Source organism: Bradyrhizobium guangzhouense (assembly GCF_004114955.1).
GTDB lineage: Bacteria > Pseudomonadota > Alphaproteobacteria > Rhizobiales > Xanthobacteraceae > Bradyrhizobium > Bradyrhizobium guangzhouense.
Genome location: NZ_CP030054.1, coordinates 212,790 through 234,565, shown reverse-complemented (window position 1 = coordinate 234,565; position 21,776 = coordinate 212,790). Strand labels below are relative to the sequence as shown.

Annotated in this window: 16 protein-coding genes and 12 pseudogenes; 19 read left to right on the top strand and 9 right to left on the bottom strand. The window is 57.5% G+C overall.

The features are described 5' to 3' along the window. Positions 1 to 35: 35 nt before the first annotated feature. Both ltrA and XH91_RS35090 read left to right on the top strand, forming a co-directional pair. A pseudogene (gene ltrA / locus XH91_RS35095) lies at positions 36 to 850 on the top strand (group II intron reverse transcriptase/maturase); the annotation flags it as partial. Beyond that, positions 841 to 1,215, top strand: a pseudogene (locus XH91_RS35090) (IS630 family transposase); the annotation flags it as partial. The pseudogenes ltrA and XH91_RS35090, both read left to right, overlap by 10 nt. A 100-nt stretch (positions 1,216 to 1,315) precedes the next feature. On the opposite strand, the pseudogene XH91_RS35085 reads toward XH91_RS35090, so the two are convergent. Continuing rightward, positions 1,316 to 2,382 (bottom strand): annotated as a pseudogene (locus XH91_RS35085) (hypothetical protein). Positions 2,383 to 2,627: 245 nt separating this feature from the next. Continuing rightward, positions 2,628 to 3,298, bottom strand: a pseudogene (locus XH91_RS35080) (DUF6088 family protein). A gap of 166 nt (positions 3,299 to 3,464) precedes the next feature. On the opposite strand from XH91_RS35080, the gene XH91_RS35075 reads away from it, so the two are divergent. The 4 genes and pseudogenes from XH91_RS35075 to XH91_RS35060 all read left to right on the top strand — a co-directional run. Further along, a complete protein-coding gene (locus XH91_RS35075) occupies positions 3,465 to 4,022 on the top strand; it encodes a hypothetical protein (RefSeq protein WP_128930177.1) in 558 nt (185 codons plus the stop codon). Continuing rightward, complete coding sequence (locus XH91_RS35070; protein WP_308421722.1) at positions 4,019 to 4,699, top strand: hypothetical protein; 681 nt, start codon at positions 4,019 to 4,021, stop codon at positions 4,697 to 4,699. The genes XH91_RS35075 and XH91_RS35070 overlap by 4 nt, the downstream gene beginning before the upstream one ends. Before the next feature lie 917 nt (positions 4,700 to 5,616). Then, positions 5,617 to 5,946: a hypothetical protein gene (locus XH91_RS35065; protein WP_128929781.1), complete on the top strand. Its 330-nt coding sequence runs from the start codon at positions 5,617 to 5,619 to the stop codon at positions 5,944 to 5,946. After that, positions 5,937 to 6,418, top strand: a pseudogene (locus XH91_RS35060) (transposase); the annotation flags it as partial. The gene XH91_RS35065 and the pseudogene XH91_RS35060, both read left to right, overlap by 10 nt. A 51-nt stretch (positions 6,419 to 6,469) precedes the next feature. On the opposite strand, the pseudogene XH91_RS35055 reads toward XH91_RS35060, so the two are convergent. Then, positions 6,470 to 7,386: pseudogene (locus XH91_RS35055) on the bottom strand (IS3 family transposase); the annotation flags it as partial. A gap of 835 nt (positions 7,387 to 8,221) precedes the next feature. On the opposite strand from XH91_RS35055, the gene XH91_RS35050 reads away from it, so the two are divergent. From XH91_RS35050 to XH91_RS35030, 5 genes are all read left to right on the top strand, one after another. After that, the gene (locus XH91_RS35050) at positions 8,222 to 9,811 is read left to right on the top strand and encodes an amidophosphoribosyltransferase (protein WP_232995614.1); all 1,590 of its coding nucleotides are present in this window, start codon (positions 8,222 to 8,224) and stop codon (positions 9,809 to 9,811) included. A gap of 9 nt (positions 9,812 to 9,820) precedes the next feature. Then, the gene (locus XH91_RS35045) at positions 9,821 to 10,501 is read left to right on the top strand and encodes an HAD family hydrolase (RefSeq protein ID WP_128929780.1); all 681 of its coding nucleotides are present in this window, start codon (positions 9,821 to 9,823) and stop codon (positions 10,499 to 10,501) included. 3 nt (positions 10,502 to 10,504) lie between these two features. Beyond that, positions 10,505 to 11,410, top strand: coding sequence for an NAD(P)-dependent oxidoreductase (locus XH91_RS35040; protein WP_128929779.1), 906 nt, complete (start codon positions 10,505 to 10,507; stop codon positions 11,408 to 11,410). Between the two features lie 245 nt (positions 11,411 to 11,655). Beyond that, complete coding sequence (locus tag XH91_RS39620) at positions 11,656 to 11,889, top strand: IS4/Tn5 family transposase DNA-binding protein (RefSeq protein WP_246767936.1); 234 nt, start codon at positions 11,656 to 11,658, stop codon at positions 11,887 to 11,889. Positions 11,890 to 12,632: 743 nt separating this feature from the next. Further along, entirely contained in the window at positions 12,633 to 12,860 is a 228-nt protein-coding gene (locus tag XH91_RS35030) for a hypothetical protein (RefSeq protein ID WP_188637434.1), read from the top strand. On the opposite strand, the pseudogene XH91_RS35025 reads toward XH91_RS35030, so the two are convergent. Further along, positions 12,824 to 13,032: pseudogene (locus XH91_RS35025) on the bottom strand (transposase); the annotation flags it as partial. The gene XH91_RS35030 and the pseudogene XH91_RS35025 sit on opposite strands and share 37 nt — an antisense overlap. A 244-nt stretch (positions 13,033 to 13,276) precedes the next feature. On the opposite strand from XH91_RS35025, the pseudogene XH91_RS35020 reads away from it, so the two are divergent. Then, a pseudogene (locus XH91_RS35020) lies at positions 13,277 to 14,503 on the top strand (IS110 family RNA-guided transposase). Between the two features lie 61 nt (positions 14,504 to 14,564). Here the strand turns inward: XH91_RS35020 and XH91_RS35015 are convergent. After that, positions 14,565 to 15,407, bottom strand: a pseudogene (locus XH91_RS35015) (IS256 family transposase); the annotation flags it as partial. Here XH91_RS35015 and XH91_RS35010 point away from each other — a divergent pair. Then, a complete protein-coding gene (locus tag XH91_RS35010; RefSeq protein ID WP_128929778.1) occupies positions 15,406 to 15,741 on the top strand; it encodes a DUF4365 domain-containing protein in 336 nt (111 codons plus the stop codon). The pseudogene XH91_RS35015 and the gene XH91_RS35010 overlap by 2 nt on opposite strands. An 87-nt stretch (positions 15,742 to 15,828) precedes the next feature. Beyond that, positions 15,829 to 16,539: a hypothetical protein gene (locus XH91_RS35005; RefSeq protein WP_128929777.1), complete on the top strand. Its 711-nt coding sequence runs from the start codon at positions 15,829 to 15,831 to the stop codon at positions 16,537 to 16,539. 4 nt (positions 16,540 to 16,543) lie between these two features. On the opposite strand, the pseudogene XH91_RS40015 reads toward XH91_RS35005, so the two are convergent. Further along, positions 16,544 to 16,645, bottom strand: a pseudogene (locus XH91_RS40015) (transposase); the annotation flags it as partial. A 52-nt stretch (positions 16,646 to 16,697) separates the two neighbouring features. Here XH91_RS40015 and XH91_RS34995 point away from each other — a divergent pair. From XH91_RS34995 to XH91_RS39600, 4 genes and pseudogenes are all read left to right on the top strand, one after another. Beyond that, positions 16,698 to 16,989: pseudogene (locus XH91_RS34995) on the top strand (transposase); the annotation flags it as partial. A 624-nt stretch (positions 16,990 to 17,613) separates the two neighbouring features. Beyond that, positions 17,614 to 17,931: an IS4/Tn5 family transposase DNA-binding protein gene (locus XH91_RS39610; RefSeq protein WP_232995611.1), complete on the top strand. Its 318-nt coding sequence runs from the start codon at positions 17,614 to 17,616 to the stop codon at positions 17,929 to 17,931. Positions 17,932 to 18,081: 150 nt separating this feature from the next. Continuing rightward, the gene (locus XH91_RS39605) at positions 18,082 to 18,591 is read left to right on the top strand and encodes a hypothetical protein (RefSeq protein WP_232995610.1); all 510 of its coding nucleotides are present in this window, start codon (positions 18,082 to 18,084) and stop codon (positions 18,589 to 18,591) included. A 132-nt stretch (positions 18,592 to 18,723) separates the two neighbouring features. Next, entirely contained in the window at positions 18,724 to 18,936 is a 213-nt protein-coding gene (locus tag XH91_RS39600; RefSeq protein WP_232995609.1) for a hypothetical protein, read from the top strand. 196 nt (positions 18,937 to 19,132) lie between these two features. Here the strand turns inward: XH91_RS39600 and XH91_RS34985 are convergent, their stop codons facing one another. After that, positions 19,133 to 19,825 carry a substrate-binding domain-containing protein gene (locus tag XH91_RS34985; protein ID WP_232995608.1) on the bottom strand — a complete coding sequence of 231 codons (693 nt, stop codon included), beginning with the start codon at positions 19,823 to 19,825 and terminating at the stop codon, positions 19,133 to 19,135. A gap of 147 nt (positions 19,826 to 19,972) precedes the next feature. After that, positions 19,973 to 20,095: pseudogene (locus XH91_RS40200) on the bottom strand (LacI family DNA-binding transcriptional regulator); the annotation flags it as partial. Between the two features lie 103 nt (positions 20,096 to 20,198). Between XH91_RS40200 and XH91_RS34980 the strand changes: the two are divergent. Then, positions 20,199 to 21,434, top strand: a complete 1,236-nt coding sequence (locus XH91_RS34980) for an NAD(P)/FAD-dependent oxidoreductase (protein WP_232995607.1) — start codon at positions 20,199 to 20,201, stop codon at positions 21,432 to 21,434. On the opposite strand, the gene XH91_RS34975 is transcribed toward XH91_RS34980, so the two are convergent. Continuing rightward, positions 21,431 to 21,769 carry a MocE family 2Fe-2S type ferredoxin gene (locus tag XH91_RS34975; protein WP_128930174.1) on the bottom strand — a complete coding sequence of 113 codons (339 nt, stop codon included), beginning with the start codon at positions 21,767 to 21,769 and terminating at the stop codon, positions 21,431 to 21,433. The genes XH91_RS34980 and XH91_RS34975 overlap by 4 nt on opposite strands. Positions 21,770 to 21,776 lie beyond the last annotated feature (7 nt).

Sequence of the window (21,776 nt, the reverse complement as noted above, 5' to 3'; positions counted from 1 at the left end):
CAGGTAGTCGTACTCTTGGACCAACTGGAAACAGGATGACTTCGAACAGTGCGATAAACAAGCCGTTCTCGATTGAGAAGCGGCGAGTGTACGAAGCGTACAAGGCGGTCAAATCCAATCGCGGAGCGGCTGGAGTGGACGGACAGACCTTCGAGATGTTCGAGAAAGACCTTGCAGGGAATCTCTACAAGATCTGGAATCGGATGTCGTCGGGGGTGTACTTTCCACCTCCGGTGCTCGCCGTCTCCATTCCAAAGAAGACCTGCGGCGAAAGGACTTTAGGTGTGCCCACTATCAGCGATCGGATGGTGGTCAAACGGATGATTGAGCCGGAACTGGAATCCATCTTCCTGCCGGACTCTTACGGTCACAGGCCAGGAAAATCGGCTCTGGACGCCGTGGGCGTCACGCGTCAGCGGTGCTGGAAATATGATTGGGTCCTGGAGTTCGACATCAAAGGACTGTTTGACAATCTCCCGCATGATCTTCTTGCTGAAGGCGGTCCGGAGACACGTGAAATGCAAATGGGCGCTGCTCTACATCGAAAGATGGCTGACGGCATCAAGGGAAAAGGACGGGAAGCTCGTTGAGCGGATCCGCGGAACCCTCAAGGGGCGTGATCAGCCCAATACTGGCCAATCTGTTCCTGCATTATACGTTTGATCTCTGGATGGCGCGGACACATCCCGACCTTCCTTGGTGTCGGTATGCCGATGACGGACTGGTGCACTGCCGGACCGAGCAAGAAGCAGAAGCCATTAAGGCGGAGCTTCAAGCGAGGCTGGAAGTGTGCGGACTTCAGATGCATCCGACGAAGACGCAGATCGTTTACTGCAAGGACAACTCACGGCACCCTTCGTCTTCGACGGCCCGATCAATGGCGAATGCTTCCGCGCTTACGTGAAGCACCTGCTCCTGCCGACCTTGCGCGAGGGCGATATCGTCATTCTCGACAATCTCGGAAGCCACAAGTCGAACGCTGTCAGACAGATGATCAAGGCGGCTGGCGCCAGGCTCTGGTACCTGCCGCCATACTCGCCCGACCTCAACCCGATCGAGCAGGCATTTTCCAAGATCAAACACTGGATGCGGCAAGCCCAGAAGCGCACCCTCGAGGACACCTGGCGCCATATCGGTCACCTCGTCCAGGAGGTCCAGCCCCGCGAATGCGCCAACTACTTCGCAAACTCAGGTTATGCTTCAATCAAAATGTGAAACGCTCTAACGAGGACGCGGTCGATATCATCGCAGGACCTGCAACGGACATCCGTCCCGACAAGTCGAGCAAAGCCAGCTTCCCGCAGCCGTCGTCCTCTTAGAATCCATACGGCCGTTCGGCCCAGCGCAGAAGCACTCGAGCATCCCGATTGGGCAAGATGACACGCTGATCGCGGAGGCCCTTGGCGATGGTTTGACCAACCTCCGGCTCGACGCGATTGCCATGCGTAATCAGAAAAAACCAGCCGAATGGAACGCCGACTTCACGGTCGATCGCTTCCACGCGGTCCATCAAGAAATGGACGGACGCACCTCCCACGCCAAGCCTCTCGTCCGGCAGATGAAGGGGACGCGGCACAAATCCAACCTCGCGCGTGCCTTTGTGGTCGTAGTCGCAAATATCGAGGGCCCAGTGCGCGTAGACGCGTTCAGCCGAGGCGCTCGATTCGTCCCAGTCCTGGAAGAAACGGTTCTCCCGCGGTACGAACTCGAACCAGTCCGGCACCAGTTCAAGAAACGGCGTCTCGGTTGTGCCCTCCCGTGTCACTTCACGCACCGCACGACGTTCCATCTCCGGCCGCTGCGCCTCGCGCCTCTCGCGCTCGAGTCGGGCGCACCGCGTAAGGTAACTCCGAACGTAGATGACGCTGCTGCCCGCGCGCCCAAGCATCCGATAGAGCGGACCCGCGATGACCTTGTTGTCGGACATCTCTTCGTGCGTGATCCATGACGGATCGAGTAATTCGTCCTTGCCCCAAGGGCGGTACGTCGATTGACGATCGGCCCCGCACGCGATTCGACTTCCCGGCCGAGACGGATTTGCACATAGTCCGCCGCGCCCGATCCAGTCGGCGCGAAGGCGTAGACCGTCTTACCGCGCCATTCAGAAGTCTGAAGATCGCTCTGGCGCAATCGCGTCCAGAGCGCGCCGATGTCGCCGTTGTTCTTGGCAAGCTCGGCTTCCATCCACGACCGGTATTCTGCGATCCGTGTCCCGTCAGCGGCGATCACCGAGCGTCTGTCGCGCCAATACTGGTCATCGATGGCCGCCGTCGAAAATGGGAATCCAGCAAACGTCTCTGTCAGCGCGGCCGCCAGCGCCGTTTCGTTAGCTCCGATCGGAAGACGGGCGAGGACCGCCTCGATCGTGGCGGGATCGGGCAGTCGTGCGGAACATTCTCCGGAGGCTCATCCATGACTTGATCCCATCATCGGAGCCTGTTTCGCCGCGCGCTCGATCTCTTCCATTGACGCCAGGATGTGCTCGAACCGAAGCCCCGCCGCAAGATCATTGGCGTCATGTTCGCATAGTCACGCGCGAGCGCGTCGATCGGCGCACGAGGCCGGTTCGCTGTCGTTAAGAAAAGATCGAACTTCTCGCCGGATGACCTCCTTGCAAGCTGCGCTGCTCACGAGCCATCCTCCGGTATGGCGTCGTCACGCTCGAGCAAGGGCCTAAGGAAATCCTGCATCCAGATCGGCATAGCTGACAGACCTGCGCGAAGATCGTCGCGAATCACCCTTCCATGCTGCGGATTTGCAAACAGTCTGTTCAGGAGGTTCACTATTGGCTGTCGATCATACCTACTTGTCATCATGTCCTGCATCCAATAGAGCGCCTGCACGACGCGCATGCCTGGACGTCCGGCCCAATAGAGACGGCTGGGCGCTGCCGACTTGAAATGGATGACCTGCTTTCCAAGGATGATCGGCTTCAGGCGGGCGTCGATCAGGACCTCGATGCGCGATGGGACGGCCCTGGTGAAGCCGAGATCATTCGCGGTAGTCATCCCGTCAACCACGACGCGGGCTTGGTCGCGGCGCGCCACGGCCTTGATGACGGCGCGATAGTCGGGGATTCCCAGCTTGCCCGTGAAATTGCTCTTTCGCGGCCGGTCGTAGAGGCCACGATCGAAGCGGCGTAGTTCGCCAGCCACGACCAGGCGCTGCAACGCCTTGTCGACGGTCGCACGGCTTCCGAAGTCGGCGAAATTGTCCATACCTCTGTGGGTGCCGCGTCGATGCGGGCAATGAGCCGCGATCGGAGGTCCGGGGTCGGCTCCTTGAGCGTGTCCGAAATATGATGTAAATTTCGGTCGGAAGCAACTCAGCTGCGATGGAATCTTTGACTGGAACTCGCCCGTTTTGAGCGGTCAAAGGACCTAAGACCTCGGACCAGTTGACGGACACCCGTCTGCACGCATACTGTCCTCAGTCCTAGGACAGAGGACATGCGCGCGGAACCCATGAAAAGTCAGGATATTGTCGTCCTGCTGAAGCTCGTGTGCTTGCAGGATCATGAGCACGCCGGCGGGGTAGGCCCCTTTGGCCAAGATGGCGAAGACCCATACTCGGTGCGGGGACTCGAGACGTCCCTCGGAATCAGCAAAACCGAAGTCGCCGCCTCGATCAAGCGCAGCCTTGCATCGGGTATGGCAATTAAGCGCCCGATGACGAGCCGTCCCGATCCCAATCGCAGGAACCTGCGCGACTTCATCACATACGGCCTGAAGTTCGTTTTTCCGGCAAGCCCGGGTCCCATGCAGCGCGGCATGCCAACGGCATTCGCCGCCCCGGTCCTGAAGGACTTACTCTACAGCGCGGGTAGCCTGATTCATGTTTGGCCTTATGCGCGCGGCCGCGAGATGGGGCAGTCCGTCGCGCCGCTGTTCAAGACTGTGCCGAAAGCCGCCGAGAGGGATGATCGCCTCTATGCCTATCTGGCTCTCGTCGACGCAATACGGCTCGGCAATCAGCGCGAAGCGAGTCTCGCGGCCAACTTGCTCAAGGAGAGACTAGGGTGACCATCCAGGGGCATCTCAAGGAAATGCTGAAGACAGTCGCCGGCGCACTCGGCGATGAGCTGCGTGCGCGATTGGTCTTCGTCGGAGGCTGCACAACCGCTCTCTACATAACGGATCCGGTCACCCTCGAAGGAGTCAGATCGACAGATGATGTCGACCTGATCGTGGATCTCGTCGGCTTCCCGGAGTGGGCAAAGCTGGTGGATCAGTTGCGAACGCAGGGTTTTTCCGAGACACCCGAGGACAATGTCATCTGTCGGATGAAGCTTAATGAACTCAAGGTCGATTTCATGCCCGACGACGAGAAGATCCTCGGTTTCAGCAATCGTTGGTACGCAAAGGGCATCGAAACAGCTGTTGAGACGCCCCTGGATGATGCCATTACGATTCGTCGCCTCACGCCGCCCTTGTTCATCGCAACGAAGCTGGAGGCTTATCGCGGAAGAGGTAGTGGGACCTTATCGGCAGCCGCGACGCCGAGGACATTCTCCTGCTCGTCGACGGGCGGGAGGAACTGCTTGACGAAGTTGCCGCCTCCGATGCAGACATTAGCTCATACATTGCCGAGCAATTCGGAGCGCTGCTCGCAGATCGCGACTTCGATCATTTCCTCGAAGGAAATATTCGCGGCCCGGTGGGGCGTGCTGACATTGTTCGCGACCGATTCGTTGCATTGAGCCAGTTGGGCAACGGCTGATATGGCGTTTGCAATCCAATGGCACAGCCAGCAGGGAACGAGGACGACCGACAACCGGGATTGCGCCGGGATCGGCATACGCCAGACGTCGGCCCTCGCCATAGTGCTCGACGGTTCGACCTCTGGAGCAGAGAGCGGAGCCTTTGCCCACGAGATTGCGCGTCGGATGGTCGATTGGTACGTGTCGACCGACGAAAACATCACCGCGGGGGTTCTCACAGCTCAACTTCGCGCGACGCATGCTAAACTGTCGAAACAGTTTCGGAGGGATTCGGCGAGTTACCTTCTGATGCATGTCGGCGCTGCTCAAACAGCTCTCGTTCTGCACGCAGGCGATTGCCTGGTTGGCCGTCAGGCGCCGGCGGGTCCGATGTCCTGGCTAACCCAGCCGCACACGCTTGCCAACTCGGTGTCGCAGATGACGATCGGCGACCTTGCGAACGATAGCGGTCGTCATCGCCTCACGCGAAGCTTCCGCTCGCGAGAATTCGTCGAGCCAGCTTTCTGTTCAATTGCGCTGGACGACACGCCAGTGCTCGTGGCGACTGACGGGTTCTGGGCCGAGCTGGATCATCGCCAGCAGAGCGCTTTCATCCATGGTCGCGTTCCGGAGAACGCCGGAGAGAGACGACCGCAGCGTACTTCAGATCACACGACTCGGAAGAGGCGGGTTGTCCAAGGTCTCACGGAGCGAGCCTCCTCGCAGAATCTACATGGTCTGCAAGCGCAAAATTGTCGCAAATTTTGCCCCTCTCGATCGAGACAAATTTCGTGGCGTTGAGACGTGACAGATTTTGTGTGGAATTGACCTGGCATGGACGAGTTTTTGGCTAACGAGATTCTAAATTTCTTCTCTTACGGTGCCCGCGGGCAATTGAAGACCGTGGAGTGTTCTGGATGTTTGCCAAGTTGATGCTTCGCGTTCGTGGTCAGCTGATTGCGGGTTTTGCAGCGGAATGTGCGATCATAGCGCTCTCATTCGGATATGCGGTTTTCGCAGTTAGCGGAGTCTCAACCACCGTCAATGAGATGGTGGGTCTTCGTACGCCGGTTGCGATCGCCAGTGCCGAGTTGGCCGGCAATACCGTAGTCTTTGTCGCTTCCGAGAAGGCTTCGGCTAACCTAGAGTCGGTTGCCTGCGCCACTGAGCAGATGAGCTCATCAGTGACCGAAATCGGCCGCCAAGTGTTGGATGCCGCGCGCATTGCGAGCGCCGCGGTTCGATAGGTGCCGTCGGCGACATTCGGCGCTTTGCCGATCCGACCAGGCTGGTGAGCTACCTGGGGCTGAACCCGAGCGTCAGGCAGTCTGGCGAGGGCCCCTACCATGGCAGGATCACCAAGCAGGGCTGCGGCCAAGCTCGCGGAATGCTCGTCGAAGCAGCATGGGCTGTAGCCCGTTCGGCGGGACCGCTGCGTGCATTCCTTCAACGTGTCGCTGCACGACGCGGCAAGCACATCGCGGCAGTCGCGACGGCGCGGAAGCTGGCGATGATCATCTGGCATATGCTGACCAAGAGCACTGACTAAATCTGGACGAGGCCGGCCCTGCTGGCGCACAAGTTCCGGAGCATCGAACTGCGCGCTGGACTACCCACCAGCCATGCCAAGCGTGGATCGGCCTATGATACAACATCCCCGCGAAGAGGGCTGAGGAACGAGCAGGCGTGGAATGCGCCGAGAAGGAGTATACGAGATTGGCGGCCAAAGCCGCGATCCCGACACAGCAAGGCTTCTGCAACATAGGGCTTGTCTACAACATCCGTGTCGGTCGGCTTGCCGGGCTGCGAGAAGTCCAGCATGACGCCGCGCTGGTAGGCCCACAGGTCAAGATCGCGCGACACGAACTCGCTGCCTTGATCGACGCGGATCGTGGCCGGGAAGCCCGCTTCTTTGCAGGCCCTTTCCAGCACCGCCACGACGTCGGCGCCGCGGAAGGTGAACCGTGGCGCCAGCGCCGGTGAGAACCGTGAGAAGATATCGACGATTGTCAGCACGCTAAGCTTGTGTCCTGTTGCCAACTGGTCATGGACGAAGTCCATCGCCCAGGTCTCGTGGATCGCGTCGCCGGCTTGCGATCATCGCGCAGCTTGACTTTGACGCGGCGCTTGGGCCTTTTTGTTGCGCAATTGCAGGCCCAACTCGCGATAGACGCGCCGGGTCTTGTTCTGGCACGGCGCCCATCCTTCACGACGCAGCAGCACGTGAACGCGGCGATAACCGTAGCGAATGCGGGCATGACAGGTCTCCTTGATCTTCTGCTCGAGGGCAGCTTGGCCGGAGCGACGGGACTTGTAGTGGTGGGTCGACCTGTCAAACTAAAACGCCGCACAGGCCCTGCGGATCGAGACCTGCCATTCGTTGCGGACTTCGTCAACCAGCTTGCGCTTCCGGCAAGGCCTCATAGCCTTCGGCGGATCACGTCCTGCGGCATCTCCTTGTCGAGCGACAGGCCCGCGACCAGTTTCTTCAGCTTGCCGTTCTGGGCCTCGAGCTGCTTCAAGCGCGGCATCTCCGTCGGCAGCAGTCCGTCACACTTCTTCTTCCAGTTGAAGTAGGTCGCTTGGCTGATCCCGACCTTGCGGAAGATCTTCGCAGCCGGGACGCCATCGTTGCCCTGCTTCAGGATGAACGCCTTCCGGGCGTCCGAGAACTTCGAGGCCTTCATCGTCCTTCGCTCCTCCCAGCCGAGGGGATTCGGCAGCGAAAACTCTAGCCAAAGTGGTCCAGCTTGCCGGCCTCAGATCATGTCGTTGAACCGACACGCACGATGGTTTCACCGAAAGGGTTAAGTGTTGGCGCCCTGCCTTCGGTCATGAAGCGCTCGAAATTGAGCGATCTTAACGTCGCTACCGTGTTGCCCCGTTGCGAGCGCTTCTAAGCCTGCTCGTTGTCGTCGCGCTCGCGCACAACCGTTCGGCGCGGCGAAGGACGTTGATCATCGAGAGGAGATCGTCAGCGTCGGCTTCAATGCGGCTCTTCACTCGCATCCCAGTCGGAAACTGAAGATGTCGGCGACCGCGTCCAAGACCTGCTCGCCATCTGTCTGGAGCCTCTGATTCCGATCCTGCGGTGTTTGAAAAGGCGGTAGGCCTGAAGCAGGTGCTCGATTACGACTCGGTCGCCGGATCAGAAGGCCTGGTGCGGCTCGAAATCGTCATGCTCGCGCATGTGAGGGGACTGCGTCGCAGGCAAGCTCGAGCGGGTCCGTGGGACCATAGGACACCGAGAACCAACAGTCAGAGCTTGGCTCTTTTCGTACCAACGCGTCGCGCTTCAGACAACGTGTCGGGAGTCGGACGACGCGAAATCATCGCTGGCAAACCAAATGGCCAACTCTTTTCGAATTCCGTCGGCTCTGGGGGCGCGAGCCGAGTGATCTAAGGGCTGGTATGGCGCTTGCTTAAAGAGAGGCGGAACCACGTCTACGCCCCCTGGCGATTAAATACCTTCGCCTGCGATGGACCTAGGAGATCGGTTCTTTAGCACGAGGAGCTAATAGCATGTCCGGTGTTGCTGCTGCGTTTCTATGCTCTTCAAGCAAGTCACGGGCGACGGTTTATGATCGGCTCAAGCACATGGTTCCGAAACTTGCATTTCGCGGTCAGGCGGGGGTCGGCATTGCAGCTTTCATGCACAAGGAAGGTGTTCGATATGCGAGAGCGCTTCAGTCCTCATGCGACTCAGTGCGCATTGAGCACGATGAACAGGATCCGAATTTTAGGCCCCATGTTGCAATCGCCCATATCCGTAGCCGATGCCGCGGAATCAGCGATGGCGGGGACCTTCAGCCAATTCACAACAATGCGGGCACCAGCCGCAGTTTGGCAATTTCTCTAGATGGAGCCTTGGTCAATGGCCGTGAACTCAGGGGAGAATTGCTTGCCCAGGGCTATAGGTTGGGCAGCAACACAGATGCTGAGCTCTTGCTCAAGTGGATTGAAGGCTCTTGTGAAAGAGACTATTGGCGGCACGGTCTGCCCGTCAATTACGAAAACATCTTTCGCGACATTGATGACCGAATTGATGGCGCTATTAGCGCGATTCTCCTGGACGGAGAAGGAAATCTGGTTGCATACCGTAATCGATGTGGTTTGCGTCCATTGGAAACTATGCAAACAGATGACGGGTTCTTGCTGGTTGCTTCGGAAAATTGTGCCTTTGCCGATCTGGAGGGTAAGACACAGCAAATCTTACCAGGGCACATCAGGTATGTAGACGGGAAAATGGGGTACTGCGTTGATCGTTCCGTGAGCAACGGGCAATACAAAGCCAAACTCTGCGCCTACGAAGCTCTTTACTTAGGAAATCCGAACACATCGGTCGAAGGCCAATCACATTTCGAAACCCGTTACAACATCGGAGCCGCCCTTGGTGGCCTTGTTGCGCAGCGACTGCAAGGAGAACTAGGCTCCACACTCACAATCGTTTCCTCCATGCCGCATACTGGCGGGCCGTACGCTGATGGTCTGTTTGCATCTCTCGTCGAATACGGCGTGTTCGCCCAGCGTCGGGAAGTAGTCTCAACGCAATTTTTTCAGCGAACTCTAATCGGTACACCCAGCGAGCGAAAATGTCTCATTGCTCAAAAGTACCGCGTATCGGAAACGAGCCTTGCTGAAGCCGCGATAATAATTGTCGACGAGGCCCTCATTCGTGGCGATACCAGTCAGGCTGTCACGAATATGCTGCTTGCCGCTGGGGCCAAAGCCGTACATTGGGCGATCGGTTCGCCGCCCATAGTGGCTCCTAACTACTACGGCATGGGTATCGACACACTAGATGAGTTGGCATTCTGGCAGATATGGAAACAATTGCCGCCTGAACAGCGCACGCAAATCCTTCGCTTTCACAAGATGGAGCCGCAAGATCTCAAAATCATCGAAAGCAATATCGCGGCATCCATCAACGCGGCCACGATAACGTATCTGCCGTTTCCACTTCTAGTATCGTTGTTGCCCTGCAGGCAAGACGGCGTCGATTTGTCACCGTTTACATTCGAGATGCCAACCCCTGCGGGGCAGAAGCGCGCGAATAGGAACTTGCGCGAATTAGCGGCCGATCTTCCCTATTCGGAATCGATCCTTGCTTGAGGTCAAATCATGAAACCGGTTCTCGTCTTTGATTGGAATGGAACGCTGCTCGATGATACGTACGCACTGCTCCAAACGACAAATGCCATACTAGATCGCTTTGGTCATGCAACAATCGACATGAGCACCTTCCGGGAACATTGCGATGTTCCGCTATCTCTTCTTTATCGCAGTCTCGGAATGTCGCAAGACGAGGTTGCGACGGTGGATCGCGATGGCAGTGCAATCTTTCACGACACGTACGAACCTCTTGCGGGTAAAGCCGATCTGCGCGAGGGCGCGCGCAGGGTGTTGGAGTTAGCGCACCAAGAAGCAGCTTCGTCCATCATCGTGAGCAACCATATAGTCGATCCTCTGCGCTCCCAATTGAGAAGACTTGGGATCGACGACTACATCAACGATGTGCTCGCCTTTGAAAACCGCACTACCCAATATAAATCGATGAGCAAGGGAGAGCGGCTTCGTCTATACATGCAGAAAAACAACCTGAAGCCGGCGTCAACCTTCATCATCGGCGATATGCCGGTCGAAACGGATATCGCGCGCAATCTCGGACTCGTAAGCATATCCATTACCGGTGGATTTGTTTCGGAGTCGCGCTTGCGCGCGGCGCGTCCTGACTACACGATTAACAACCATCATGAGCTGTTACCAATCTTACAAAGGCACGGGTTTTTTCGGAATGCATAAATCATGATTGGCGAGGAATCATCACCCAACGTCGCTCCTAAAACGGCGAAGCAGAGAATAGGCCTTATCGGAGCTGGACGCATGGGAACCGGTATCGGTATCAGCCTATTGCGTCACCAAATCGAGCTGCATATCAAAGCGAACAAAACTCGCTTCGGTGCGGATCGCTTGACTGGTGCAGGTGCCCATGAACATCCTTCGATCGCCGAGTTGGCGCGGCATGTAAACGCCGTCGTGTTATCCTTGCCTTCCAGCCGCGAGGTTGAGGCAGTATGCCTTGGGCAAGATGGGCTGTTCGTCCATATGCCCCGAGGAGGGTTGATAATTGACTGCTCGACGTCTTATCCTGCTTCAACGGTCGCACTGGCTGAGCAGGCGCAAAAATGCGGCCTAAGCTTTATGGACGCTCCAGTAACGCGGAGCCCCGAACAAGCAGAGCTAGGCCTTCTCAACGCGATCGTTGGATCGAATGAAAAGCTTTTTCCTGTCGCTGAGGGCATTCTTGGTGCGTTTTGTGAGACCGTTCTTCATGTCGGAGATGTCGGACAAGGTCACAAGCTCAAGCTTGTTTACAACAGCATGACTATGGGGATAGCGGCGGTAGCCGCGGAGGTTTGCCAGTTTGCGTGCGGCCTTGACGTCGATCTCGTAACACTCCGCTCTCTGGTTAGTCGGGGCTCCACCAATAGCGGAATATTTCAAGCCTTCGTGTCCTTTTTGTTAGGCGAGAAACCCGATGTTCTGGCAATCTCAATCGCGAATTCCGCAAAGGATATTGAGTGCGCTGTGCGCCTGGCAGGCGAGAGCGCAGTTCCGGTGCCGGTCTTGGCTGCCGCCGCACACAAATTAAATGTCTCAGTTGTTGCGGGCAAAGGCGAACTCACACTACCTCATCTGTCTCGCCCATGAGCTCCTCGGCCTATTCATAGCAATCGAGAGCGGGCTCTAACCGCGGAGCGAGTGCAGATCGTCGTTATGGAGAGGTGTAGCTGGCGGGGCCGCGGCCCTCTATCGGTCTGCGCATTTTCATCGATGCAGTGTACGCATCCGGGCAACCCTACGATTACCCACATTTTTTGAGGTGTACTGTGCCGAAAAACTTGAGTCGCCAGAAACGCTTGTGATTCTTTGACGGGTACCTGATTCGAGAAGAGGTGCTCTATGGACTGACTTCACGCGCGCGGGATGAGAAGGCGGATCGGTTGACGTCTGACGCGGTGACCTGGTTTGACCGTGAAGCAGCGCTTTGCGAATTCCATGACACTCGGCTTGGCGAGAGAATTCGCATGCTGCTGAAGCAGATCGGCGGAGACATCGGACAGAGCATTCCGATGGTGTGCCAAGACTGGGCTAATACCAAGGCGGCCTATCGTTTCTTTCTCCAATGAACGAGTAAGCGAGGCCGACATCCTGTCACAGTGCCGGCCTTTGGCATGAGTTGCATCGTGTCGAGACATGATGCATCCGCGCCACGTCCGCGTTTCACCGTATTGGCGACCGGCGCGAGTACATCTGATTGGCAGCTTCATTCCACGAGGCGACCTAAGTGCGGCAAGGCCGCCGCTTTTGTTGACCAGGCGATTGCCGGCATCTGAGCCGCTTCGCGCGAGAAGATCGGTGCTTTCCCGGTACGACGTTTGGAATTGTGCGAACGGATTGTCGGGCGGAGGGAGCTCCAGCCACTCGTCGTCGTACTCGGGACGGTCGTGCTCGAGTCCGTAGTCGAAATCTTCGACCACGTGGTGGGAGCCGGTGTTGGTTTCCTGATGGTTCTCGACGCCCTCCGGATACTCCCAGACCCTAGGGAAAGTCTTCCCAATTCCGGATGCTTAATAACGGCTTCATGGTGGAGCTCCGGTCCCATCTGTCGCTCGTCGCTGCAAACGGCGTTCCAGTCCAGCAGGTCCGAATCGATTTCGTGTATCTCGCCAAAACGTCGATGTCTGATACGGGCGGTTCCATTGCAGTAGACGTACATCACCAGCGATTTCCCGACTCTTTCCGATGGCATCATACCATCGGAGCGCGCCCGCGGTCGAAGCGGATTGTCGATCGCCGATAACCGACGAAGGAGTGCACGACCGGCGTCGAGCAATGGACAGGAGTCGGATCCCGCGCCCAACATACGGCCATGAAGAAGGTCGTGAAAAGCGATGTCATCGGACAGCAGGGAATGTCCCTCATCGAGGGAATCGTTCTCTTGGAGTTCATGTTCTATCCGACCGGCGGCGTCGAAGCGGAGATCGACGGCTTCATCGAGTTGCGTGACGCCGAAACGGGCGAGGTCGCAACTGGTAGTGTCCAGTATCTTTCGCACATTGATCAGGCGACGACTCCGGTCTCAGAGAGTTGCTGCTGATAGAGCGGTCGCATATTCATGTAGCATTTGGTCGACCACGCGTTCCGGCAATGTGCCGCAGCCGTGCCACTGCCAAGTTGAGACAGGATTGACCGTCAGGAAAGGCGCCGATGACACGGGTTCGTCGCCGGATCTCCTTCATGATGCGCTCGAGCGGATTGTTAACCGGTATGAGGATGGCGCGGTCACTGTTTCCGCTACTGGCTTTTCGAACTGGTGGCATATGCTGCGAGTATCCGGGATAGAGGCTCCGGGAGCACGAAGGTGCGGGCGGCCGGTTCGTACGATGAGCTGCGAGCTCGTTTTGTTAGGTGGCCGCCTCTTACGACTCGCCCGGTTGCGCCGAGAGCGCGAATCCGTAGTTGTCGTGTCGCCCGCCGCTCTCGTTATCAACGTGGCGGGTAGGAAAGACGGACATGCGACGCGTAATCGGAATGGATATCCACCGCACCTTCTGGGAGGTGGCGATTTGGGAAGGAGGCGTGCTGCGGCACGCAGGCCGGGTCGACATGACCCGCGTGGCACTTGAAGGCTTCGGGAGGACGCCTAAGCCGACGGACGAGGTCGTTCTGGAAGCGACTGGCAATAGCATGGCAGCGTCGCGCGTACTGTCGCCTTTCGTCGCCCGGGAGGTGATCGCCAACCCGCTGCAGGTGAAGGCGATCGCCCATGCGCATGTGAAGACCGACAAGGTTGATGCAGGCACTCTCGCGAACCTTTACGTCGCGGGCTACTTGCCCGAAGTGTGGACGCCGGACGCGGTTACCGAGCGATTGCGCCGGCTGGTGGCGCGGCGTTACCAGATTGTACGTCGTCGAACACGCGTAAAGAATGAGGTGCATGCGATCCTTGCGTCGCATCTTGTTCCGAAGTGCCTTCACTCTGACCTGCTCAACCAGCGCGGCCGAGTGTGGCTTGCACGGCAGGTCGTGCCGGCAGATGAGCAGCCGGCACTTGAGCGGAATATCCGTGAACTCGATCGGCTCGCCGAAGACCAGGCGGAGTTGGACCGCGAGATCGCACTGAGTGTCATGGGCGACAGTCCCGTGCGAAGGCTGATGACGATCACGAGCGTCAACCTAACGGTGGCCGTCGGCATCATCGCGGCGGTCGGCGACGTCACGCGAGTCAAGAGCCCACAGAAGCTGGTGAGCTACTTCGGCCTGAATCCACGGGTACGCCAGTCGGGCCTCGGCGCTGCCCATCATGGGCGCATCAGCAAGGTTGGTCGCAGCCACGCGCGGGCGATGCTGGTCGAGGCGGAATGGGGTGCTGCAAAGAGGCCTTGTTCGTTCGCATCAGGGCGAAGCGGGGGCATCAGATCGCGGCGGTCGCGCTTGCCCGTAAGCTCACTGTCCTATGCAGGCATCTGCTGACCAAGCAGGAAGACTATCTTTGGGCGCGGCCGGCTCCGGTGGCGAGCAAGATGCGCGCCATGGATGGAGGCTCAGGCGGGGCGGCCGCAGAAGAAAGGCAATCGCCGGGGGGACCACTTACGCCTATAACGTCAAGTCTCTGCGCGACCAGGAACGTCAGGTCGCCGAACTCGCCGAGAAGAGTTACGTACGATTTGTAACGTACTGGAAAGTATGTCCGCCGAGGGCGCGGCGCGCGGACGCCTCAACCCGATAAGGCTTGAATAGGCTGCCTGGCCGCGCTTCCAGCCGACACGCCGCTCTTCGCCACGAGGTCGCCCGCGCCAACCGCGGCGCGGCTCTCTTGGGTATGAATGGCCTTGAGCATGTGGCTCACCTCGCGGACCCGGGTCGACGGCACGAGGCTGAAGACATTGCGATAAAAATGCACCATGCGGCGCTGATAGCGTACCCCCCGTAGTAATCCGTAACGCTTTCGGCAAGACCTCGGCAGGCATCGGAAACCACCAACTGCACGCCCTTGAGACCACGATCGACGAGATGCCGCAAAAACGATGACCAGCCGGACTTGCCTCCGTGGCACCTTCACAGATGCCGAGGATCCCCCGGAATCCCTCGGCATTGACGGCCGAGGCCATCAGCAGCGACACGTTGCGAACTTCACCGGCCCAGCTGCGCTTCATCACAATGCCATCGAGATAGAGATACGGATGCTCGTCCTCGATCCTGCGATTCCGCCATGCCTCGATCTTGGCATAGATCTTCTTGTTCAGGTTCGACACTGTGCTCGGGCTGACCCGGGTGCCCCACAGCGCCTCCGTGATGTCTTCGACCCGGCGAACTGAAATCCCGGCCAGATACATCTCGATCAGCGCCTCCTCAACCGAGCTCTCCCGCCTCTGGTAGCGCTCGATAGTCGCCGTCTCGAAGGTTTGCCGCCGTAGCTTCTGGCCTTCAAATTGACGTCGCCCGCCTTGGTTTGCAGCGTTCGTTCGTAGCTGCCCGCCCGCGTGTCCTGCTGGGCCTGGCTCCGCTCATAGCGTCCGACACCGCACAGCAGGTCCGCTTCGGCCTCCAGCATGGCATTCAGCGTCTCTTCTACCGTTCCGCGGACCATCTCGCCCAGGTGATCGCGAATCCGGGCTTCATCTATCTGGATCACCTGACCCATGGCATTCCCATCGTTCATCCAAAGCTCCTTCATTCTAGAAGAAGCCGTCAGTGCTGAAAGAGCGAAAGATTCTGTACGCAACCTGCTCCTGCGGGTCCAGGGCAAGGCCACTGAGCGCGAACGACTGCAGGTGGAGACCGAGGAAACGTTCGAATTCGCGTGCGCCGACGCTGACATCGAATACTGGACCAAAGGCACGGCTCCCGTCCTGCTGATCGTCGTGGCTCTGAAGACGCGGAAGGCCTACTGCAAATCGCTGAAGGAGTGGTTTGCGGATCCGGAGCGCCGTAAGTCCCGCAGGTCGTCTTCGAGAAGGCGAACCTACCAACGCTAAGGGGTGTCCCAATGGGGCGATCTGAGTACAATAGGACCTATGCTTGGTGGCAGGATTAAGCCGCCACACTAAAAGCGAGGACTACGCATGCGCCCGAATTATCTTTTCGGAATGAGGCAAGCCGCGAGGCAAGCAAAGGCACTCCAAATTCCCGAAATCGCCGCTATCGAGTTTGGCGTCGCTGGCGGTATGGGACTGCTGGAGATGGAACAAGTCGCTGAGAGTCTTCAGGCTGAAACGGGAGTTCGCTTCCGACTCTACGGCTTCGATCTGGAAACTGGCTTGCCACCCTCTGACGATTACCGAGATCTGCCATACCTCTGGCGCGCCGGTTTTTTCAAAATGGATAGGGCTAAATTGGAGCGTCAATTAAAGCGCGCCACCCTGATAATCGGCAACGTCGGCGAGACGGTTCTGGCGTTTATCGAACGCTATTCGCCACCTGTTATCGGCTTTGTGTCTTTCGACCTCGACCTCTATACAAGTACTAAGCCGGCACTAAACCTTTTCAACTCTGCTGCATCTCATTTTCTACCACGGACCTTCTGCTACTTTGACGATATCGTCGGTGATCTTGATGAAGTACACTGCGAATGGGTTGGGGAACTTCTGGCAATCCGGGAATTTAACGATGCTCACGCAGCGCGGAAAATCGCAAAGATAAACGGTCTGTCTTGGAAGTTTGGCGCACCAACGCAGTGGCATGACCAGATCTTTGTGTTGCACCTGTTCGATCACCCCGCCTACAAGCAATACATCAATGAGCGGACGGACTGGCAACTGCCCCTACCAGAATAAGTTAGCTGGTCCCGGCCTTGCGGCAGATCTCCGCCACCGCAACCCCGTCACTGCCCTGCTTCAGGATGAGCGCCTTCTGGGCGTCCGAAAACTTCGAAGCCTTCATCGTCCTTCGCTCCTCCCAGCCAGGGAACCGGTGCGAAAAACTCTAGCCAAAAATGGTCCAGTTTGCCGGCCTCAGATCAGAAGATGGACGGGCAAGGTTCACGGAAGAGCAGGTTATCGCAGTGTTGAAGGAGCATGAGGCTGGAGCGACGACAGCAGGCCTGGCTCGCAAACACGGGTCTCCGAGGCGACGATCTACAATTGGAAGGCCAAGTTCGGCGGCATGGAAGTCTCCGAAGCCAAGCGGCTGAAGCGCTCGAGGAAGAGAACGCGAAGCTGAAGAAGCTGCTGGCCGAGCAGATGCTCGATGCGGCGGCACTGCGCGAGCTTTTGTCAAAAAATGTATGGTTCACCCCGTCCGTGTAAGGGTTCGTAACAACGAAAATGACACTTCCAGTTGCATAAATGTATCCGGCCTCTCGTGAGTGGACTGCTGTTGCAGCCAGGCCATGATGAGATCTGCGCACGCCGTTCCCAATAAATGGTTCGGGCACGAAGCCCGTTTTTTGCACAGGCCTTACGGCATGTTGATCCACTGTTTCGTCATCACTGTTCCCGAGCCATGCAATCGAAGCCAGCGTCAGGTGAAAGCAGGATCTCTGCGTTCGTAGAGAGCTCAAGACCACCCAGACAATGCGTGCGGATTCCGAGATGATGGTGCGCACCGTACCGACTTGATGGCGCGCAGGGTTCCGAAATGATCGCGCCCAGCATTCCGAGCATTTTCCGCGCAGCATTCGGATTTGATCGCGCGCAGATTCGGATGGTGTGAGGCCCGATCGTTGGGCCAATTCTCCGGCTGGAAGCAGCTGGGAGGATTGGATGCCGACGAGGAGGGTTATCATGCGCCAGGTGCGCGAGATTGTGAGGCTGAGCCTTGCATCGGGAGGCGTCCGACGCGATGACCTGGTTTGATCGTGAAGCAGCGCTTTGCGAATTCCAGGACGCTGGACTTGGCGAGAGATTTACATGCTACTGAAGCAGATCGGTGGAGACATCGGCCAGAGCATTCCGATGGTTTGCCAAGACTGGGCGAATACCAAGGCGGCCTATCGTTTCTTTTCCAATGAACGAGTAAGCGAGGCCGACATTCTGTCTGGTCTCTTTAAATCGACGCGGGAACGTATCGCGGCTGCGAAAGGTCCTGTTCTTGTCCCGCATGATACGACCGAGTTCACCTATCAAAGAGAGCGCCCGGATCTGATCGGGATGATTAAGCGCATCCCCAAAAGCAACTCCCGAAGATTGGACGGAAAACCCAAACGTACACGACATGCGGAATATTGATGCATTCGAGCTTTGCGGTGACCCTCGAGGGGCTTCCACTGGGGCTCAGCGCCGTGAAGTTCTGGACCGAAAGAAGTTCAGAGGGGGCGCCGCGCTCAGGCGCGAGGTCAACCTGACACGGATCCCCATTGAAACCAAGGAGAGCATTCGGTGGCTGGAGAACCTCAAACAATCCACGGAGCTTTTCGAGAAGCCACGCAGTGCATCCATATCGGTGATCGTGAGGCCGATATTTATGACTTGTTGTGCGCCGCCCAAGAGGTTGGAACGCATTTCTTGGTAAGGACCTTTGTCAATCGCCTGGCAGGCGATGGCGATCATACCGTTGCAACGATAATGGACGAGGTCGTGGTCAAAGGCCTCCACCGGATCGAAGTCCAGGATAGCAAGGGCAATCCAGACCAGTCTGTTCTTGAAATCCGGTATCGTAAAATCGGTACTTTGCTACCGATCGGCAAGCAGTCGCGGTATCCAACTTTGACTATGACAGTGATCCACGCTGATGAAAGAGGAGCGCCAAAGAACAGAAAGAAGATTGAATGGAAACTCCTGACCGATCTTCCAGTGCAATCGGCGCAGGGCTGCGATCGAGAAACTCGAATGGTATTCCCTGCGATGGAAGATCGAGGTCTTCCACAAGATACTCAAATCCGGCTGTAGGGCAGAGGAGGACTCGCAACTGCGGACTGCTCAGCGATTGACGAATCTGATCTCGGTATTCTGCATTGTGAGCTGGCGCATTTTTTGGATGACGATGCTTAATCGTTCAGCGCCAAATGCCTCACCGGATTTGTGCTGACCAAGGCTGAAAGCCAATTGCTTGATCGGCTCGTCGAAGACAAGAATCCAGTCGACACACAACGAAAGACATTGTCGCATTATCTTATCAAGATCGCCAGGCTCGGCGGCTATCTCGCCCGCGCCAACGATCCGCCACCAGGGAATCTGATCATATGGCGCGGATTATCGCGATTCATCGATATCGCAACGGGAGCGAAACTCTGACTCAAAAAATGTGGGTAATCGCAAGCATCACCGGACGGATACCATCAAGCTTGGCCCACGGCGAGTTCGGGCGCCTTTCGGCCGAGGGCAGGCTGCTCGTCAGCCGCGCCAAACGCAGCATTGCCGCTAGCGCGCAGAACGCGCCGGTCGCGATGAAAAAGAGCGGCCCTCGCAGGACTCTGGATACTGCACAGTCTTAGATGTTGTATTTCGTGTGGACGGTAAACGATACTATCCCGGCCTCGGGCGCGTGAGCCGTTAGGCCGAAGCGGGCTAAGAGAAGAGCTACCGACCTCGATGCTTGTTCTTCCGGGTTCTGATCAATCGCCAGAGCAACGACGCCGGTCTTCATCATCTGTCTGACCTCGTCGCTAAGGTCGTGCGCGATCACGATTGGTGCTCTGGCCAACCACGGTGCCACTGTGTGGGCAAGCCCATTTTTTGATCCCGCGACGTAGATACCGCTGACAGCATCCTCGGACATTCCTTTAGGGCACTCATCGCTCTCCATTATCTCGACGTGTATCGGAGAAGAAAGTTCTGCCTTCACACCGTCTCGAAATCCACTAATCCTAGAGGCCTCCGCTCGGTATTTCAGATCGGAGCAGACCGCTAAGTAGATTCCCCGATTGACCATCCGGGACATGAAGAATGCCGCAGCTCGTCCGGCTCCGTAGTGGTCAATCCCGACGTAGGCCAACCGTGGTGTCGTCGGCAGGTCTGATCCGAGAGTAATGACAGGGGTCCCCGATGAGGTCACCGAGGCAATCGCATCTATCATTTGATCTGTCTCGGGTCCGTACACTATCACCGCGTCTGCCTTGGCCGCGCGAATCAGACCCGGGACCGCTTCCGCATGCCGCTCCTCGAATAGGACGCGTTCGATCACAAGGGATTTTGTAGTTTGCGCGATTTGGCTTTCAAACGCTCGGGCAAGCCGCAACAGAAGGGGCGTCCTTTGCGAAGGCATTATTACCTTGACTCGAAAGAGCCGACGATGGGGCGATGGAAGAGTCCGACTGATCCCCAGCTGACGAGCAGCTTCGATGACTTTCAGCGCCGTCTTCGGGGATACATTAGCTCGTTCATTGAGGACGCGATCGACCGTTGCAATTCCGACGCCAGCGAGCTTGGCTACCTCGTTCAGCCCAGGTTTCATTCGCTTCGGCTTTCGTTTTGCGGTATGTTTGTTGACGATAGCCCATCGCAGGTCAACACCGCACTTCGCACCAAGATGTCATGGATGCACAGGATTATAACTGATGACTGAGCGATGCAGAATAGTCATCGTTGGAGGGGGGCACGCCGGCGGCAGATTGGCGCAACTCTTGTCTCGCGGCCCCGATCGCGTCCACGTGACCCTCGTCGGGGCCGAGCCTATCTATCCCTACGAACGACCTCCGCTATCTAAAGGAGTTCTCCTGGGCACCAGCGGGCTCGATGACTGCGTGTTGTGGAAGCCTAACGACCCAGTTTGGGAGCGTGTAGAGACCCATCTCGGCGTCGCCGTTGAAGATGTTGATCGCGTCCGGAAAAACATCCGACTTAGCGACGGTAAAGTGATTAGATACGATCGATTGGTTCTCGCTACCGGCTCTCGAGTTCGCGGGTTTCCGGTGCAAGGAAGTCAGCTCCGCGGCGTCTTTAGCCTTCGAAGTTACGCCGATGCTCAAACCGTTTCTAAGTACTTCCTGGCATCAAACCGAGTGGCCGTCGTTGGTGGCGGATTTATCGGCCTCGAAGTCGCGGCGGCCGCCGCACAGCGCGGCATCCAGCCACGAGTGATCGAAGCTTCCGACCGACTGCTTTCTCGCTTGGTGCCGCGACTGGTAGCAGATCGCCTTGCCGAGACGCACCTCCACGCTGGTGTGCAATTGACGTACGGGGCCATGGTCGAGAGGTTCGTTTCCAATGGCCATGGTAGCCTAAAGCGCGCTGTTCTCAGCAATGGAGATGCTGTTGACTGCAGTGTCGCCGTCGTTGCCGTTGGTGTTGAACCTGAGATATCCCTTGCGATTGGCGCCGGCTTGGAGATCGACATTGGTGTAATAACTAACGAGCAGCTGCGTACCTCTGATCCCAACATATTCGCCTGTGGCGACATTGCCGCCTTCTGGCATCCACTTTACCAACGGCATATACGTTTGGAGTCGTGGCAAAACGCGGAGGATCACGCAAGAATCCTAGCCGCCGTACTGCTGGGCGAAGAAGTTACGGCGCCGTCAGTCCCATTCTTTTGGTCTGACCAGTACGACCTCTCCCTTCAAATAATGGGGTTACCTCATCTCGGTACGTCGACAAGGCGAAAACCGACAGCGTCTGGAAGCGCGATCTTGCTTCACTGCGACGCACTTGAACGACTCGTCGGCGCGACCGCCATCGGACCCACGGCGCTCATCGGGCGAGAGCTGAGAAAAATGCGTCAGCTGATTGCTTCACGCGCTATCTGCAACTCTGTCACGCTTGACGGAGCCGAGTTAGAGGTCGTTGCGGGTTAAGCCCGTCGAGGTACCAAAACGGTGACCGCTCCATCCTCGATTCTCACCTCGTACGTGCGCAGGTTTATGCATACCGGAGCGCCAAGTGCCTTTCCCGTCATATAGCTGAACCGTCCAGAGTGACGGGGGCACTCCACCGTGTGGCCCTCAACATAACCATCGGACAGGTGGGCGTGTTCATGAGTGCAAATATCGTCTGTTACGAAGATTTCGCCCTTCGGGGAGCGAAATATTGCGTATGAATGCCCGTCAAACTCCCAGCGACGAACGTCTTGAAGCCGAATATCCTCTACCTTGCACGCAAACACCCATGTACGAGCGGTGTCGTCAACCATCTTCAAA

Bases quoted from the DNA above. Each gene is read 5' to 3' on its own strand.
- XH91_RS35075 (WP_128930177.1), top strand. From the start codon at position 3,465: ATGAAAAGTCAGGATATTGTCGTCCTGCTGAAGCTCGTGTGCTTGCAG.
- XH91_RS35065 (WP_128929781.1), top strand. From the start codon at position 5,617: ATGTTTGCCAAGTTGATGCTTCGCGTTCGTGGTCAGCTGATTGCGGGT.
- XH91_RS35050 (WP_232995614.1), top strand. From the start codon at position 8,222: ATGTCCGGTGTTGCTGCTGCGTTTCTATGCTCTTCAAGCAAGTCACGG.
- XH91_RS35045 (WP_128929780.1), top strand. From the start codon at position 9,821: ATGAAACCGGTTCTCGTCTTTGATTGGAATGGAACGCTGCTCGATGAT.
- XH91_RS35040 (WP_128929779.1), top strand. From the start codon at position 10,505: ATGATTGGCGAGGAATCATCACCCAACGTCGCTCCTAAAACGGCGAAG.
- XH91_RS35030 (WP_188637434.1), top strand. From the start codon at position 12,633: ATGAAGAAGGTCGTGAAAAGCGATGTCATCGGACAGCAGGGAATGTCC.
- XH91_RS35010 (WP_128929778.1), top strand. From the start codon at position 15,406: ATGGCATTCCCATCGTTCATCCAAAGCTCCTTCATTCTAGAAGAAGCC.
- XH91_RS35005 (WP_128929777.1), top strand. From the start codon at position 15,829: ATGCGCCCGAATTATCTTTTCGGAATGAGGCAAGCCGCGAGGCAAGCA.
- XH91_RS39610 (WP_232995611.1), top strand. From the start codon at position 17,614: ATGCTACTGAAGCAGATCGGTGGAGACATCGGCCAGAGCATTCCGATG.
- XH91_RS34980 (WP_232995607.1), top strand. From the start codon at position 20,199: ATGACTGAGCGATGCAGAATAGTCATCGTTGGAGGGGGGCACGCCGGC.
- XH91_RS34975 (WP_128930174.1), bottom strand. From the start codon at position 21,769: ATGGTTGACGACACCGCTCGTACATGGGTGTTTGCGTGCAAGGTAGAG.